The organism is Cereibacter johrii, assembly GCF_001720585.1.
Taxonomy (GTDB): domain Bacteria; phylum Pseudomonadota; class Alphaproteobacteria; order Rhodobacterales; family Rhodobacteraceae; genus Cereibacter_A; species Cereibacter_A johrii.
The window spans coordinates 1-14,230 of sequence record NZ_MABH01000112.1 but is presented as its reverse complement, the minus strand read 5'-3'; the positions used below and the strand labels follow the sequence as shown (position 1 = coordinate 14,230).

Annotated in this window: 14 protein-coding genes and 1 riboswitch; of the genes, 8 read left to right on the top strand and 6 right to left on the bottom strand. The window is 70.1% G+C overall.

The genetic code is table 11. The features are described from left to right. Positions 1-16: 16 nt before the first annotated feature. Positions 17-661, bottom strand: coding sequence for a carbonic anhydrase (locus tag A9O63_RS08390; RefSeq protein WP_069331519.1), 645 nt, complete (start codon positions 659-661; stop codon positions 17-19). 138 nt (positions 662-799) lie between these two features. On the opposite strand from A9O63_RS08390, the gene A9O63_RS08385 reads away from it, so the two are divergent. From A9O63_RS08385 to A9O63_RS08375, 3 genes are all read left to right on the top strand, one after another. Then, positions 800-1,183 (top strand): hypothetical protein, encoded by a 384-nt coding sequence (locus tag A9O63_RS08385; RefSeq protein ID WP_069331518.1) that lies wholly within the window; start codon positions 800-802, stop codon positions 1,181-1,183. 70 nt (positions 1,184-1,253) lie between these two features. After that, positions 1,254-2,639: a leucyl aminopeptidase family protein gene (locus A9O63_RS08380; RefSeq protein ID WP_069331517.1), complete on the top strand. Its 1,386-nt coding sequence runs from the start codon at positions 1,254-1,256 to the stop codon at positions 2,637-2,639. Further along, positions 2,639-3,451 carry a C40 family peptidase gene (locus tag A9O63_RS08375; protein ID WP_069331516.1) on the top strand — a complete coding sequence of 271 codons (813 nt, stop codon included), beginning with the start codon at positions 2,639-2,641 and terminating at the stop codon, positions 3,449-3,451. The genes A9O63_RS08380 and A9O63_RS08375 overlap by 1 nt, the downstream gene beginning before the upstream one ends. A 115-nt stretch (positions 3,452-3,566) precedes the next feature. Here the strand turns inward: A9O63_RS08375 and A9O63_RS08370 are convergent, their stop codons facing one another. The 3 genes from A9O63_RS08370 to A9O63_RS08360 form a co-directional block, all read right to left on the bottom strand. Beyond that, entirely contained in the window at positions 3,567-4,787 is a 1,221-nt protein-coding gene (locus A9O63_RS08370; protein WP_069331515.1) for a winged helix-turn-helix domain-containing protein, read from the bottom strand. A 14-nt stretch (positions 4,788-4,801) separates the two neighbouring features. Further along, positions 4,802-5,980 carry a dual-specificity RNA methyltransferase RlmN gene (gene rlmN, locus A9O63_RS08365; RefSeq protein ID WP_069331514.1) on the bottom strand — a complete coding sequence of 393 codons (1,179 nt, stop codon included), beginning with the start codon at positions 5,978-5,980 and terminating at the stop codon, positions 4,802-4,804. Positions 5,981-6,118: 138 nt separating this feature from the next. Beyond that, positions 6,119-6,649, bottom strand: a complete 531-nt coding sequence (locus A9O63_RS08360) for an invasion associated locus B family protein (RefSeq protein WP_069331513.1) — start codon at positions 6,647-6,649, stop codon at positions 6,119-6,121. 169 nt (positions 6,650-6,818) lie between these two features. Here A9O63_RS08360 and A9O63_RS08355 point away from each other — a divergent pair, with 169 nt between their 5' ends. Next, the gene (locus tag A9O63_RS08355; RefSeq protein WP_069331512.1) at positions 6,819-7,808 is read left to right on the top strand and encodes an asparaginase; all 990 of its coding nucleotides are present in this window, start codon (positions 6,819-6,821) and stop codon (positions 7,806-7,808) included. Between the two features lie 15 nt (positions 7,809-7,823). On the opposite strand, the gene A9O63_RS08350 is transcribed toward A9O63_RS08355, so the two are convergent. Beyond that, positions 7,824-8,663, bottom strand: coding sequence for an SDR family oxidoreductase (locus A9O63_RS08350; RefSeq protein ID WP_069331511.1), 840 nt, complete (start codon positions 8,661-8,663; stop codon positions 7,824-7,826). Positions 8,664-8,999: 336 nt separating this feature from the next. Between A9O63_RS08350 and A9O63_RS08345 the strand changes: the two genes are divergently transcribed. The 3 genes from A9O63_RS08345 (at position 9,000) to A9O63_RS08335 (ending at position 11,845) form a co-directional block, all read left to right on the top strand. Further along, positions 9,000-10,478, top strand: a complete 1,479-nt coding sequence (locus A9O63_RS08345; RefSeq protein ID WP_069331510.1) for an AMP nucleosidase — start codon at positions 9,000-9,002, stop codon at positions 10,476-10,478. A gap of 128 nt (positions 10,479-10,606) precedes the next feature. After that, positions 10,607-10,894, top strand: a complete 288-nt coding sequence (locus A9O63_RS08340; RefSeq protein ID WP_002721993.1) for an HU family DNA-binding protein — start codon at positions 10,607-10,609, stop codon at positions 10,892-10,894. Positions 10,895-10,963: 69 nt separating this feature from the next. After that, positions 10,964-11,845, top strand: a complete 882-nt coding sequence (locus A9O63_RS08335; protein ID WP_069331509.1) for a DMT family transporter — start codon at positions 10,964-10,966, stop codon at positions 11,843-11,845. On the opposite strand, the gene aroC is transcribed toward A9O63_RS08335, so the two are convergent. Next, entirely contained in the window at positions 11,842-12,942 is a 1,101-nt protein-coding gene (gene aroC, locus A9O63_RS08330; RefSeq protein ID WP_069331508.1) for a chorismate synthase, read from the bottom strand. The two genes, A9O63_RS08335 and aroC, sit on opposite strands and share 4 nt — an antisense overlap. Positions 12,943-13,054: 112 nt before the next feature. Further along, a riboswitch (TPP riboswitch) is annotated at positions 13,055-13,154 on the top strand. 34 nt (positions 13,155-13,188) lie between these two features. Here aroC and thiB point away from each other — a divergent pair. Next, positions 13,189-14,172, top strand: a complete 984-nt coding sequence (gene thiB, locus A9O63_RS08325; protein ID WP_069331507.1) for a thiamine ABC transporter substrate binding subunit — start codon at positions 13,189-13,191, stop codon at positions 14,170-14,172. The last annotated feature ends 58 nt before the right edge of the window (positions 14,173-14,230 follow it).

Sequence of the window (14,230 nt, the reverse complement as noted above, 5' to 3'; positions counted from 1 at the left end):
CCGCGGGCTTTCCTCTTCAGACCGGCACGAAGCCCTGGCCGGGCATGTATTGCTCGAGCGATCCCTCGCCGATGTGGGTCCAGAGCCCGTGCAGCGTCAGCACCTCGCGCTCGACCGCCTCGCGCACGAAGGGGAAGGTCATCAGGTTGCCGATGCTGACCAGCACGGCCTCCTTCTCCAGCGCGGTGACGCGCTCCTCCTCGGGCAGGTCCTTCACCCGCTCGTAGCCGGGGCGCAGGATGTCCATCCAGCGGCCGACGAAGCTCGAGGTCTCCTCGAGCTGCGGCGCCTTGCCCGAGCACATGTCGTGGCAGCCCTTGACGCCCCCGCAGTTCGAATGGCCGAGCACCACGATATGGGCCACGCCGAGCGCGGTGACCGCATATTCGACTGCGGCCGAGGTGCCGTGCTGCTTCCCGTCGGGGCTGTAGGGCGGCACCAGATTGGCGATGTTGCGGTGGATGAAGAACTCGCCCTCGTCCGCGCCGAAGATCGAGGTGACATGCACGCGCGAGTCGCAGCAGGAGATCACCATGGCGCGTGGATGCTGCCCGCTCTCGGAGAGCCGGCGATACCAGGACTTGTTGTCGGCGAAGGTGGTGGCGCGCCAGCCGTGGAAACGCTGGACAAGGTAGTTCGGAAGCGGCCTCGCATTGTGCATTGCGTCGTCCTCAGTCAGGTCCACGCGCTTGAATAGGGGGCGGCCGGGGAAAATTCGAGGGATTTTTTCAGGGCGCCGCAACCTTTTGTTCAGCGGCCGCACGCAGGCTGGTCCTGGGTGTGTAGGGGGACAGGTGGGATGACCTGCATGATTATGGCCCTGAGGCCGGTGGATCGCGTGCGGCAGGATGCGGAGCCCATTGCCGCCATGTATCGCGAAATGGGCACCAAGGCTGCCGAGCAGATCGTGAATCGTGCCTTTGCGGAACTGGCAATGACGATCGCCGCGCTCTCGCATCAGGTCAGGGTGCGCGATCTGGGCGGGATCCCGCGGCGTCTGCGGCGGCTGCAGCGCATGTGCGAGAACCTCGGGATGGTCAGCCTCGGCCTCGTTGCGGCAGATGCGCGCGGTGCCGTCGAGCTGGGCGACATGACCGCCTTCGCCGCGATCTGGGCCCGGCTGCTCCGGGTGGCAGAGCGGTCGCTGGCTTCCGACAAGGAGTTGCTCGACCTCAGCCTCTGACCGGCGGGGCTTGCGGGTAGCGCCGGAACGGCTAGGCTCGCCCGGATTGTCCAGTCCTCCGGAACGAGCCATGCCCCTTTCCTTTGCCGATCCCGCCGCGGCTTCGCGCCCGGTCCATGTCGTTGCGTCCGACGCGCTGGCCGACTGGCTCGGCGGCCGGACCGAGGCCGAGCGCGCCTGGCTTGCCGCCACCGGCTTCGAGGCCTCGCTGGGCGAGCTGCGCCTCCTGCCGGATGCGGCCGGCGGCATCGCGGCCGCGGTTCTCGGATCAGGCACGGCCAGGGCCCGCGCCCGCAGCCGCTTCGGCCTCGCGCGCGGGCTTGCGGCCCTGCCGGAGGGGGACTGGCATCTCGAGGGCGATCTCTCGCCCGAAGCGGCCGGCGAGGCGGCCCTGGGCTGGCTTCTGTCCACCTACGCCTTCACGCGCTACCGCACCGGGACGAAGCCGCCGAAGGCGCGCCTGAAGCTGCCGGCAGGCTGCGAAGGGGCGCGGCTCCTTGCCATGGCCGAGGCCGAGGCGCTGACCCGCGACCTCATCAACACGCCCGCCTCCGATCTCGGGCCGCAGGAGCTGGAGGAGGCCTTCCTTGCCCTCGCCGACCGGTTCGGCGCCGAGACCGCGGTGATCCGCGGCGACAAGCTCCTCGACCGCAATCTGCCCATGATCCATGCCGTGGGCCGCGCCTCGACCCGCGCGCCGCGCCTTCTGGAGATGCGCTGGGGCGAGCGCGGGCCGCGCGTCACGCTGGTGGGCAAGGGCGTCTGCTTCGACACGGGCGGGCTCGACATCAAGCCCTCGACCGGCATGCTCCTGATGAAGAAGGACATGGGCGGGGCCGCCACCGTCATGGGACTTGCGCAGATGATCATGGCGCTCGAGCTGCCGGTGCGGCTGCGCGTGCTGGTGCCGGCGGTGGAAAATGCCATATCCGGCAATGCGATGCGCCCGAAGGACATCCTGACCTCGCGCAAGGGGCTGACGGTCGAGGTGAACAACACCGATGCCGAGGGGCGGCTCATCCTCGCCGATGCGCTGACGCTGGCCGACGAGGAGGAGGCCGATCTCATCGTCTCGATGGCCACGCTGACGGGGGCCGCGCGGGTGGCGGTGGGCCCCGATCTCGCGCCCTTCTATACCGATGACGAGGATCTGGCGGCGGCGCTGCAATCCGCGGCGGGCCCCGCCTGCGATCCGGTCTGGCGCCTGCCCTTCTGGGAGCCCTACGAGGCCCTGATCGAGCCCGGCATCGCGGATCTCGACAATGCCCCCTCGGGCGGCTTCGCGGGCTCGATCACCGCCGCGCTCTTCCTGCGCCGCTTCGTCGAAAATCCCCGCTACATGCATTTCGACATCTACGGACACACGCCCGCCGATGCGCCGGCACGGCCGAAGGGCGGCGTGGGGCAGGGCGCGCGCGCGATCCTCACCGCGCTGCCGCGGATGCTGGGCCTGTGATGGATCGCCGGACGACCCCCTACAGCGGCGAGGTGGCCCATGTCTCGCTGAAGGGGCAGGTGGCGGCCCCGCGCTTCACCGACGGCGCGCCGGCGCGGATCGGCCTGCCGGTCGTGGATCTCCTGGCCCGTCCGGGGGGGCCGCGGGACCGGCAGCTCCTGCTGGGCGAGGAGATCCTCGTGATCGACCGGCGCGAGGGCCATGCCTTCGGCCGCGCCGCCAAGGACGGCTATTGCGGCTGGCTGCCCGAGGCCGCGCTTGCGGCGCCCGAGATGGCCACCCACCGCGTCACGGTGCCCGCGAGCCATCTCTATCCCGAACCGCGGGTGCAGGCGCATGAGATCGCCGCCCTCAGCTTCGGCGCGCGGCTGACGGTCATTGGCGAAGCGCGAGATTTTCTGCAGACGACAATGGGTTGGGTGCCCGCCTGCCATCTGTGGCCGCTGGATCGGCTCCATTCCGACCCCGTGGCCGTGGCGCGGCTCTTTCACGGCACGCCCTATCTCTGGGGGGGCAACAGCCGGGCGGGCATCGATTGCTCGGGTCTCGCGCAGGCGGCGCTTCTGGCCTGCGGGATCGACTGCCCCGGCGACAGCGACCTGCAGCAGACGGTCGGCACCGAGGTTTCCGGCGACTTGCAGGCGGGAGACCTTCTGTTCTGGAAGGGTCATGTCGCCATGGCCGTGGATGCGCGGCGCATGATCCATGCCACCGGCTATGTGATGGGCGTGATCGAGGAGGAGACGGAGGCCGCCATCGCCCGGATCGCTGCGGCCGGCGAGGGGCCGGTGCTGGCGCGGCGGAGGCCCTGAGCGGGGGAGCCGGCAGCGCGGCCATGGGCCGGACCTCGTGCGACGGAGATCCCGAGCTGCCCCGGGGGCAGGATCCCCGCAAGACCACGTTGCGCGCCCCGAAGGCGACCTGCCGCTAGTCTCCGGCTGCGCTCCCCTCGGGCAGCGTCTCGCGCAGCCAGTCCGGTTCGAACTTCACCTGATCGCAGCCCGCGAACTGCGCCAGACGGTCGAGCTCGGCTCCGAGCCGCCCGAGCCGGCGCGAGCCCAGCCGCACCCCCGCCTCGGGCCAGAGCGCGCGCACGCGCAGGCTGCCGCTCTCGCGGTGGGCGCGCATGTCGATCCGGCCGATCAGCCGGTCGCCCTCGAGGATCGGGAAGACGTAATAGCCGTAGGTGCGCTTGGCCTCGGGCACGAACACCTCGATCCGGTAGCGGAAGCCGAACAACCGTTCGGCGCGGGCCCGGTCGCGCAGCACCGGATCGAAGGGCGACAGGATCCGCAGCCGTGGCGAGGGATCGGGCGCAGCCTCGGCCAGCGCGACCACCTCCGGTCGGGCGTAGCTGCGCCGGAGGCTGCCGTCGGCCCCCTCGACACGGACCTCCACGATCTCGCCGCGGGCAAGCGCGTCGTGGCACCAGGCCTGCGCTTCGGCGGGGCTCGCGGCGGCCCAGAAGGCGGCCAGTTCGCCCGAGGTGGCGAAGCCGAGCCGGTCCAGCGCCTCGGAGCAGGCCCAGTGGATCGTCGCGGCATCCCCCGGATCCATCCCGAGCCACGCGGACGGGATGACGCGGGAGGTCAGATCGTAGACCTTGCGGAACGAGTCGCGGCGCGTGATCGAAAGCTCGCCCACCCGCCAGAGATATTCCAGGGCGGCCTTCGACGGGTGCCAGTCCCACCAGCCGCCGGTGCCGCGCTCTTCCTCCTCGCCCACTTCGGCGGCCGAGACCGGCCCGCTCTCGGCGATCCGCGCGAGGACCGCATCGAACTGCTCCTCGAATCCCTCGCGCTGCCAGCCGCGCCAGCGGGCCAGCAGCCGCGGCCGGTCGCGGCGGAAGCGATGGTGCCAGAAGGGGAAGAAGCGGGCGGGAATCACCGCCGCATCGTGGGTCCAATGTTCGAACAGGTGGCGCTGCGCGAGCAGCCGGTCGAGCGCCTCGGGCCGGTAGGCCTGCCGGCGCGCGAAGAGGATCATGTGATGGGCGCGGGCGACGGTCGAGATACTGTCGATCTGGACGAAGCCCAGACGGTCAATCAGCGCCAGCAGCGCCTCGCCCTTGGCCGGGCCGGTGGGCGGCTCGGCAAGGGCGTGGAGATGCAGGAACAGCCGGCGGGCGAGCGGGTTGGGAAGGATCACGGCCGCCGGCCCGTTCAGAGGCCGGTTTCGGCGGCGATCTGGGCCCGGCTCTTGCGGGCGCGCTCGGTCGCGGACTTGAGCTGGCCGCAGGCCGCCATGATGTCCTCGCCGCGCGGGGTGCGGATCGGCGAGGCATAGCCTGCCTTGTAGATGATGTCGGCGAAGGCCGCGATCCGCTCGGGCGTCGAGCGGCGGTAGGGCGCGCCCGGCCATTCGTTGAAGGGGATCAGGTTGATCTTGGAGGGGATCCCCGAGATCAGCTTCACCAGCCGCCGGGCATCCGCATCCGTGTCGTTCACCCCGTCGAGCATGACATATTCGAAGGTGATCCGCTCGGAGTTGGACAGGCGCGGATAGTCGCGCAGGCTGTCCAGAAGCGTGCGGATGTTCCAGCGCTTGTTGATCGGCACCAGAATGTCGCGCACCTCGTCGGTCGTGGCGTGGAACGAGATGGCGAGCTGGCAGCCGATCTCTTCGGCGGTGCGGGCGATCTCGGGCACGACGCCCGAGGTGGAAAGCGTGATCCGCCGGCGCGAGAGCGAGAGGCCCTCGCCGTCCATCACCACCTTCATCGCGTTGCGGACATTCTCGAAATTGTAGAGCGGCTCGCCCATGCCCATCAGCACGAGGTTCGACACGAGCCGCGTCTCGTCCTTGGGCGCGCCCCGCTCGGGCCATTCGCCGAGATCGTCGCGCACGAGCATGAGCTGGCCCACGATCTCGCCCGCCGTCAAGTTGCGCACCAGCTTCTGCGTGCCGGTGTGGCAGAAGGAGCAGGTCAGCGTGCAGCCCACCTGCGAGGAGACGCAGAGCGTGCCGCGGCCTTCCTCGGGGATGTAGACCGTCTCGACCTCATGCCCGCCCGCGATCCGGATGAGATATTTCCGCGTGCCGTCCGCCGAGATCTGCCGGGTGACGACCTCGGGCAGGACGATGGCGAAATGCTCGGCCAAGAGCGCGCGGTAGTCCTTGGCGAGGTTCGTCATCTGCGCGAAGTCGCGCACACCCCAGTGATAGACCCATTGCCAGACCTGTCCCGCCCGCATCTTCGCCTGCCGCTCGGGCGTGCCCGCAGCGACGAGGGCGGCCAGAAGCTCCTCGCGCGTGAGGCCCACGATGTTCACGGGCCCGCCCTCCGGCAGCTTGCGCGGCAGGGTCATCACGTCCTGGATGATCGGAGCGTTGGCGGTCATGGCTAAGCCTCGGGAAGCGGGAAGCGCATCATATAGGGGATTCGGGGCGGAAACGGAACCCGGGTCCCGCAAATGACAAGGCCCCGGCAGGGCCGGGGCAGGTCAGGGGCGGCAGGGCCCGCCCGGTGGCAGACGCGCTTACTTGCAGCGCGTCTCGGCGTCGGACATCGCGGCGGTGAAGCCCGAGAGCGAGAACGTGTCCTTGGTCTGGGTTCCGCGGGCCGAGCGGGCGGTCAGGACGGCGGTGCTGCCGCGCTTCATCGCCGCGAGCAGCGAGGCATCGTCCTGCGCATTGGCAGGCCAGGCCCATTCGCCGTCGGTGAAGAGCTCGAACGTGGTGCCGCCGATGTCGACGTTGACCGTCGAGCCCGGCGCGAACGGATAGCCGCCGGTGAACGAGATCTCGCCCTTGGCGCCCGAGCCCGGACGATAGGTCACGAACAGCAGGATGTCGCCGCGGCGCACGTCGACGGCCTTGCCGTCCCGCGTGGCCTGGGTCTGCTTCGGGCTCGAGACGCCCCAGCATTCCTTGGGAGAGCTTTCGGCGAACACGCTCCAGTCCGTCTTGGTCGCGACGCGGTTCGTGGATTCCTGAGCGGCCGCACCCGTCGCGAGACAGGCGAGGACAATCGCCGCCGCCGGAAGCAGGCGCCCCTTCGTGGTTCTCATCGTTCACAGCCTCCAGCTGCCAGTGCCTCTGCCCGCTCCACCACGCCGCCTTGTGACGACCTTTTTGAGTAGCGCAGGCCGTTTCAACCCGATAACGCTTCTTAGCGCAAGCATTGCGCCGGACAAAAGGCCTCTTGGGCACAAAATCGCGCAGCTGTGAGGGGATGTCATGACGGATCCGGCGAGGATGGTGGAGCTCTGGCGCGGCGGGCTTCTGGAAAGCTGGCACACGGGACATGCCGCCGTGTGGAGCGCGGACGGCGGGCTGGTCGAGGCCTGGGGCGATCCCGGGACCGTGATCTTCCCGCGCTCGTCCTGCAAGATGATGCAGGCCCTGCCGCTTCTCGAGACCGGGGCCGGGGCGGGGCTGTCGTCCCAGCGTCTGGCCCTGGCCTGTGCGAGCCATCAGGGCGCGGAGCTTCATACCGGCCATGTCGGGCGCTGGCTGTCGGATCTGGGCCTCGGCGAGGCGGACCTGCGCTGCGGCGCCCACATGCCCGCCGACACGGCCGAGCGGGACCGGCTGATCCGGGCGCACGAGGAGCCCTGCCAGATCCACAACAACTGCTCGGGCAAACATGCGGGCTTCCTGATGCTCTCGCAGCATCTGAAGGCCGGGCCGGATTATGTGGAGATCGACCATCCGGTGCAGCAGGCGGTGCGGACAGCCTTCGAAGAGGTGACGGACGAGGCCAGCCCCGGCTACGGGATCGACGGCTGCTCGGCGCCGAACTTCGCGACCACCGTGGCGGGGCTGGCGCGCGCCATGGCCTTCTTTGCCGGGGCCTCCACCGGCGGGGGCGTGCGCGAGCGGTCGGCGGCGCGGCTTGTCGAAGCGATGATCGCCCATCCCGATCTCGTGGCGGGCGAGGGCCGCGCCTGCACCGAACTCATGCGGGCCATGGGCGGGCGCGCCGCGATCAAGACAGGCGCGGAAGCGGTCTTCGTGGCCATCGTTCCCGAGAAGCGGCTGGGCATCGCGCTGAAGATCGTGGACGGCTCGACCCGCGCCTCGGAGGCGGCCATCGCCGCCCTGCTCGTGCGGCACGGGCTACTCGATCCGGAGCATCCGGCGGCGCGCAAGCGGCTCGATGCGATCCAGACGAACTGGCGCGGCCGCGAGACGGGCATCCTGCGCGCGGCGCCCGGGTTCCCCTGAGGCCGCGGGGGCGCCTCAGTCGCCTCCGGCGAGCAGGGAGCGCAGGCCCGAGCGGTAGTCGGGGTGAAGAAGCGCGATGCCCAGCCGCGCCTTGATCCGGTCGTTCCGCACCCGCTTCGATTCCGCATAGAAGCTGCGCGCCATCGGCGTCATCTCCGCCTCGTCGTAGGGCACTTCGGGCGGAGGCGGCAGGCCGAGCAGCTCGGCCGCATAGCCCAGCACATCCTCGGGCGGGGCGGGATCGTCGTCGCAGACATTGTAGACGGCGCCCGGATCGGGACGCTGCATCGAGGCCTCGAGCACCTGCGCGATATCCGCCACATGGATGCGGCTGAAGACCTGCCCCGGCTTCACGATGCGCCGGGCTGTGCCGTCGCGGACCTTCTCGAACGGGCCGCGGCCGGGGCCGTAGATACCCGCGAGGCGGAAGATGTGGAGCGGCAGCCCCAGCGCCTGCCATTGCTGCTCGGCGCCGACACGCGCCTGCCCCCGCTCCGTCGAGGGGGTGAGGGGCGTGTCCTCGTCGACCCAGCCGCCGGCATGGTCGCCATAGACGCCGGTGGTGGAGAGATAGCCCACCCAGCGCGCCCGGGCCCGTGCCAGCTCTGCGCCATGGGTGGCGAGGAACGGATCGCCGTCCCGCCCCGGCGCGGCCGAGGCGAGGATATGGGTGGCGCGCGCCAGCGCCGGCCCGAGATCGCCCGGCCAGAGGAGCGGCTCGATGCCGCCGGCCTCGAGATCCGCGGCCTTGGCTGCGCTCCGCGTGGTGCCGATCACCGTCCAGCCCTGCGGCAGGAGGCGGTGGGCCAGAGCCTGAGCGGAATAGCCGTGCCCGAGGGAAAGAAGCGTCTTCATGCCGCCACTATCCGCGCGCGGCAACGCCGCTGCAAGGGGCGAGCCCGCCGCGCCTGAAGCGGGGCCCGCGGAGGCCTTGCCCCCCGTCGGGATCCCGCCTGCGATAGAGCGATCCCCCCGCGGCGCCCGGTCTTCGCGAGGGCTCGGTCCCTGTGCGGATCCGGTCCTGGCGGCGGCTCGATCCAGCGCGGGGCCGGCGCCTGCGGAGGCGCGGTCCCCATGCGGGTCCGGTGGCAGCGGCAGCTCGATCCCGCGCCGCATCGGTGCCTGCGGAGGCTTGATCCCCGCGCGCGAGCCTGCGCATCCTCTCGGCAGGCAGCGACAGGAGACAGACCCGTGAGCGACGCGCCCCTTCCCCTTCTCGTCCCCGAGGTGCCGCCCCGCGAGACCTTCACCGATCCCGCGCGGGCGGTGGACCGGCTGGAAGAGATCTACGTCCGGTCGACCCGCTTCCTGTCCGGCCATTTCAGCGCCTCGGCCACCGGGGGGCGCCCCGGCGGACGGGTGCGCGCCTATTATCCCGAGATCCGGCTCACGACGACGAGCTTCACCCGCGCGGACAGCCGGCTGAGCTTCGGCCATGTGGCCGAGCCCGGCTCCTATTCCACGACGGTGACGCGGCCGGACCTGTTCCGCAACTACCTGATCCAGCAGATCGATCTCCTGATGCAGAACCACGGGGTGCCGGTCGAGATCGGCGTCTCGGCCACGCCCATGCCCGTGCATTTCGCGGTGGCGAACGACCCGTCGGTCTCGGTGCCGCAGGAGGGGGTGCTGTCCTATCCGCTCCGCGACGTGTTCGACGTGCCCGACCTCTCGACCACCAACGACGATATCGTGAACGGCAGCCGCCTCAGCAACACCGACGGCTCGAAGCCGCTCGCGCCCTTCACGGCGCAGCGGGTGGATTATTCGCTCGCGCGGCTCACCCATTACACGGCCACGAACCCGCGCCACTTCCAGAACCACGTCCTCTTCACCAACTACCAGTTCTATGTCGACGAGTTCGAGGCGATCGGGCGGGCGGCGCTGGCCGATCCCGCCTCGGGCTACAGCGCCTTCGTGGGCCCCGGCGATCAGGAGATCACCGATCCCGAGACGCCGCTCGCGCTGCTGCCGCGCCTGCCGCAGATGCCCACCTATCACCTCAAGCGGCCGGACGGGCAGGGGATCACGCTGGTCAACATCGGCGTCGGCCCCTCGAACGCCAAGACCGCGACCGACCATATCGCGGTGCTGCGGCCGCACGCCTGGCTGATGGTGGGCCATTGCGCGGGCCTGCGGAACTCGCAGAGTCTCGGGGATTTCGTGCTGGCCCACGCCTATCTGCGCGAAGACCATGTGCTCGACGACGATCTGCCGGTCTGGGTGCCGATCCCGGCGCTGGCCGAGATCCAGATCGCGCTCGAGGATGCGGTCGAGGAGGTGACGCAGCTTCAGGGCTACGAGCTCAAGCGCATCATGCGGACGGGCACGGTGGCCACCATCGACAACCGCAACTGGGAACTGCGCGACCAGTCGGGCCCGGTCCAGCGGCTGAGCCAGAGCCGCGCCGTGGCGCTCGACATGGAGAGCGCGACCATCGCGGCGAACGGCTTCCGCTTCCGCGTGCCCTATGGAACGCTCCTCTGCGTCTCCGACAAGCCGCTGCACGGGGAGTTGAAATTGCCGGGAATGGCGAGCGACTTCTACCGGACGCAGGTGGCGCGGCACCTGAGGATCGGAATTCGCGCCATGGAAATGTTGCGCGAGACACCGATCGAGCGCATCCACAGTCGAAAGCTGCGCAGCTTTGAGGAAACGGCGTTCCTGTAGTGAGTTGACGCGGCGACAAGCCGGGAATAGGGCTTGCTTTATGCTGCAAAACAAGGTGTAGCCCTTGAATTCGCCCCCAGAGGCAGGAACAGACCCCGCGTCCAGCGGGGCAAGACCAGGAGACTCTCATGTCGAAACCGATGACCAAGACGCAGCTCGTCGCGACCCTTGCTGACGAGATGGGCTCGGACAAGAAGACGGCCAACGCGGCCCTCGATGCGATCGCCTCGATCGTCGCCCGTGAAGTGGCCGCCGGCGGTGCCGTGACGCTGCCGGGCCTCGGCAAGGTCGTCTGCCGCGAGCGGCCCGAGCGTCAGGTGCGCAATCCGGCCACCGGCGAGCAAGTGACCAAGGCCGCCGACAAGCAGGTGAAATTCACCATCGCCAAGGCGCTGAAGGACAGCGTGAACGCCTGAGCCGGCGATCCGGCACGGCAGCCGTTCGAGGGTCGCCATCCGGCGGCCCTTTTTCGTGGGAGGGACCGGATGGATCTGCGCAGCATCGGCATGGGCCTCGCCTTTGCCTTCATGTGGTCCTCGGCCTTCGCCTCGGCGCGCATCATCGTGGCGCAGGCGCCGCCCTTGAGCGCGCTCTCGCTGCGCTTTCTCTGCTCGGGCCTGATCGCGCTGGCCCTCGGCGCGGCGCTGGGGCAATCGGCGCGGCTCAGCCCCGCGCAGTGGCGCGGCGTGGTGATCTTCGGCCTCTGCCAGAACGCGCTGTATCTCGGGCTCAATTTCGTCGCGATGCGCTGGGTGAGCGCGAGCTTCGCCGCCATCGTCGCCTCCACGATGCCGCTCCTCGTGGCGCTGGCGGGCTGGATCTTCCTGCACGAGCGGCTGCGGCCCATCACGGCGCTGGGGCTTCTGGCGGGGATGGCGGGCGTGGCGCTCATCATGGGCACGCGGCTCTCGGGCGGCGAGGATGCCTTGGGCTTTGTCCTCTGCGTCGCGGGCGTGATCGCGCTGACGGCCGCCACCCTGACGGTGCGGGTCGCCTCGTCGGGCGGCAACCTCCTGATGATCGTGGGCCTGCAGATGCTGGTGGGCTCGGCCGCGCTGGCGCCCGTGGCGCTCCTGGTCGAGACCCCGCTCGAGGTGCAGTGGAGCGGCAGCCTCGTCGCGGCCTTCGCCTACACCACGCTGGTGCCGGGGCTGCTCGCCACTTGGGTCTGGTTCCTGCTCGTTGGCCGGATCGGCGCGGTCCGCGGCGCGACCTTCCATTTCCTCAACCCGTTCTTCGGCGTGGCCGTGGCGGCGGTGCTTCTGGGCGAGCGGATGGGGATCTGGGACGTGGCGGGCGTTGTCGTGATCGCGGCGGGGATCCTTGCCGTGCAGCTCTCGCGGGTGCCCGAAGCCGCCCGGCGCTAGCCGATCGTGCCGCGCGCACCGCCGGTCTGGCCGCGGTCGAGGAGCAGATGGTCGAGCAGCACGCAGGCCATCATCGCCTCGCCCACCGGCACCGCGCGGATGCCCACGCAGGGATCGTGGCGGCCCTTCGTCACCACCTCCACCTCGCGCCCGTCGGTCGTGACCGAGCGGCGCGGGGTCAGGATCGAGGAGGTGGGTTTCACCGCAAAGCGCACCACCACATCCTGCCCGGTCGAGATGCCGCCGAGGATGCCGCCCGCATGGTTCGTCAGGAACTCGGGCCCCTCGGGACCCATGCGGATCTCGTCGGCATTGGCGCTGCCGGTGAGGCAGGCCGCGGCCATCCCCTCGCCGATCTCGACACCCTTCACCGCGTTGATCGTCATCATGGCCGCGGCGAGGTCGCTGTCGAGCTTGCCGTAGATCGGCGCGCCGAGCCCCGCCGGCACGCCCGAGGCCCGCACCTCGACGATGGCGCCCACCGAATCGTGCGCCTTGCGCAGCCCGTCGAGATAGTCGGCCCAGAGCGCGGCCGTATCGGGATCGGGGCACCAGAAGGGGTTGCGCTCGATCTCGGCTGCATCGAACCGGGCGCGGTCGATGGCATGGGGCCCGATCTGGACCATGTAGCCCTCGATCCGCAGGCCCGGCACCAGTGCGGCCAGCGCCGCCCGCGCGACACCCCCCGCCGCGACCCGCGCCGCCGTCTCGCGCGCCGAGGAGCGCCCGCCGCCGCGATAGTCGCGCAGCCCGTATTTCCAGTGATAGGCGATGTCGGCGTGACCCGGCCGGAAGCTCTGGGCGATCTCGCCATAGTCCTTCGACCGCTGGTCGGTGTTCTCGATCATGAGCTGGATCGGCGTGCCGGTCGAGCGGCCCTCGAAGGTGCCCGACAGGATCCTGACCGCATCCGGCTCCTGCCGCTGGGTCGTGAAGCGGTTCTGGCCGGGCTTCCGGCGGTCGAGCCAGTGCTGGATCGCCTCGGCCTCGATCGCGATGCCGGGCGGGCAGCCATCCACCGTGGCGCCGAGCGCGGGCCCGTGGCTTTCGCCCCAGGTGGTGACGCGGAAGATGTGGCCGAAAGTATTGAAGCTCATGACGTCCGTCCCCGTTTGGCCGAGCCATAGGACAGATGCGCCCGTCGGGGAACCGGATTCTGGCGCCTTGTGCGGCTTTCCTGTTGCGGCGGCGGGCCGCCCCGCTATGGTCTGTCCCACCTCGGGGTGCCCGAAAGGGCTGAGACGCTGCGTGCGAACCCGTTGAACCTGACCCGGTTAGGACCGGCGGAGGGAAGGTGCATGGCTCCTCATCCCGTTCCGTTCCGCGTCGAAGAGGAGGATGAGATGAGACTTCCGATCGTTGTTTCCTGTGTTGCGCTGGCTGCGGGAATGGCCGCGGCCGAGACGCCCGTGCTGACGGTGCTGACCTACGACAGCTTCACCTCGGAGTGGGGCCCGGGCCCCGCGGTGGAGAAGGCCTTCGAAGAGATCTGCGCCTGCGACCTGCGCTTCGTCGCCGCGGGCGACGGCGCGGCGCTTCTGGCGCGGCTCCAGCTCGAGGGCGCGCGGAGCGAGGCCGATGTGGTGCTGGGCCTCGACACGAACCTCACGGCGGCGGCAGCCGGGACCGGCCTCTTTGCCCCGCATGGCGTGAGCGCGCCGCTCGATCTGCCGGTGGCCTGGGAGGATCCGCTGTTCCTGCCCTTCGACTGGGGCTGGTTCGCCTTCATCCATGACCGCAAGATGGCCGATGCGCCGGCCTCGTTCGAGGAGCTGGCGGCGTCGGACGCCAAAATCGTCATTCAGGATCCGCGCAGCTCGACCCCGGGGCTGGGCCTTCTGATGTGGGTGAAGGCGGCCTACGGCGACCGCGCGCCCGAGATCTGGCAGGGGCTTGCCGACAATATCGTGACGGTGACGCCCGGCTGGTCCGAGGCCTACGGTCTCTTCATGGAGGGCGAGGCCGACATGGTGCTGAGCTATACCACCTCGCCCGCCTACCATCTGATCGCCGAGGAGGACGATACCAAGACCGCGGCCGCCTTCCGCGAGGGGCACTATCTGCAGGTCGAGGTGGCGGGAAAGCTCGCCGCGACCGACCAGCCGGAGCTGGCCGACCGCTTCCTCGCCTTCCTTCTGGAAGAGCCGGTGCAGTCGGTGCTGCCCACGACGAACTGGATGTATCCGGCGAAACTGCCCGCCGCGGGCCTGCCCGAGGGGTTCGAGACGCTGGTGCAGCCCGAGACCTCGCTTCTGCTGCCGGCTGACGAGGCACTCGCCCTCCGGCCCGAGGCGCTGGCCGAATGGCAAGACGCGCTGGCGCGCTGATCGTCGCCGCGGCGCTGGCCGCGCTGACGCTGGGCCCGCTCGCGCTGGTGATGGCGCG

Excerpts from the sequence above, each read along its gene's own strand:
- A9O63_RS08390 (WP_069331519.1), bottom strand. The coding sequence starts at position 661 with ATGCACAATGCGAGGCCGCTTCCGAACTACCTTGTCCAGCGTTTCCAC.
- A9O63_RS08385 (WP_069331518.1), top strand. The coding sequence starts at position 800 with ATGACCTGCATGATTATGGCCCTGAGGCCGGTGGATCGCGTGCGGCAG.
- A9O63_RS08380 (WP_069331517.1), top strand. The coding sequence starts at position 1,254 with ATGCCCCTTTCCTTTGCCGATCCCGCCGCGGCTTCGCGCCCGGTCCAT.
- A9O63_RS08375 (WP_069331516.1), top strand. The coding sequence starts at position 2,639 with ATGGATCGCCGGACGACCCCCTACAGCGGCGAGGTGGCCCATGTCTCG.
- rlmN (WP_069331514.1), bottom strand. The coding sequence starts at position 5,980 with ATGACCGCCAACGCTCCGATCATCCAGGACGTGATGACCCTGCCGCGC.
- A9O63_RS08360 (WP_069331513.1), bottom strand. The coding sequence starts at position 6,649 with ATGAGAACCACGAAGGGGCGCCTGCTTCCGGCGGCGGCGATTGTCCTC.
- A9O63_RS08355 (WP_069331512.1), top strand. The coding sequence starts at position 6,819 with ATGACGGATCCGGCGAGGATGGTGGAGCTCTGGCGCGGCGGGCTTCTG.
- A9O63_RS08350 (WP_069331511.1), bottom strand. The coding sequence starts at position 8,663 with ATGAAGACGCTTCTTTCCCTCGGGCACGGCTATTCCGCTCAGGCTCTG.
- A9O63_RS08340 (WP_002721993.1), top strand. The coding sequence starts at position 10,607 with ATGTCGAAACCGATGACCAAGACGCAGCTCGTCGCGACCCTTGCTGAC.
- A9O63_RS08335 (WP_069331509.1), top strand. The coding sequence starts at position 10,964 with ATGGATCTGCGCAGCATCGGCATGGGCCTCGCCTTTGCCTTCATGTGG.
- aroC (WP_069331508.1), bottom strand. The coding sequence starts at position 12,942 with ATGAGCTTCAATACTTTCGGCCACATCTTCCGCGTCACCACCTGGGGC.
- thiB (WP_069331507.1), top strand. The coding sequence starts at position 13,189 with ATGAGACTTCCGATCGTTGTTTCCTGTGTTGCGCTGGCTGCGGGAATG.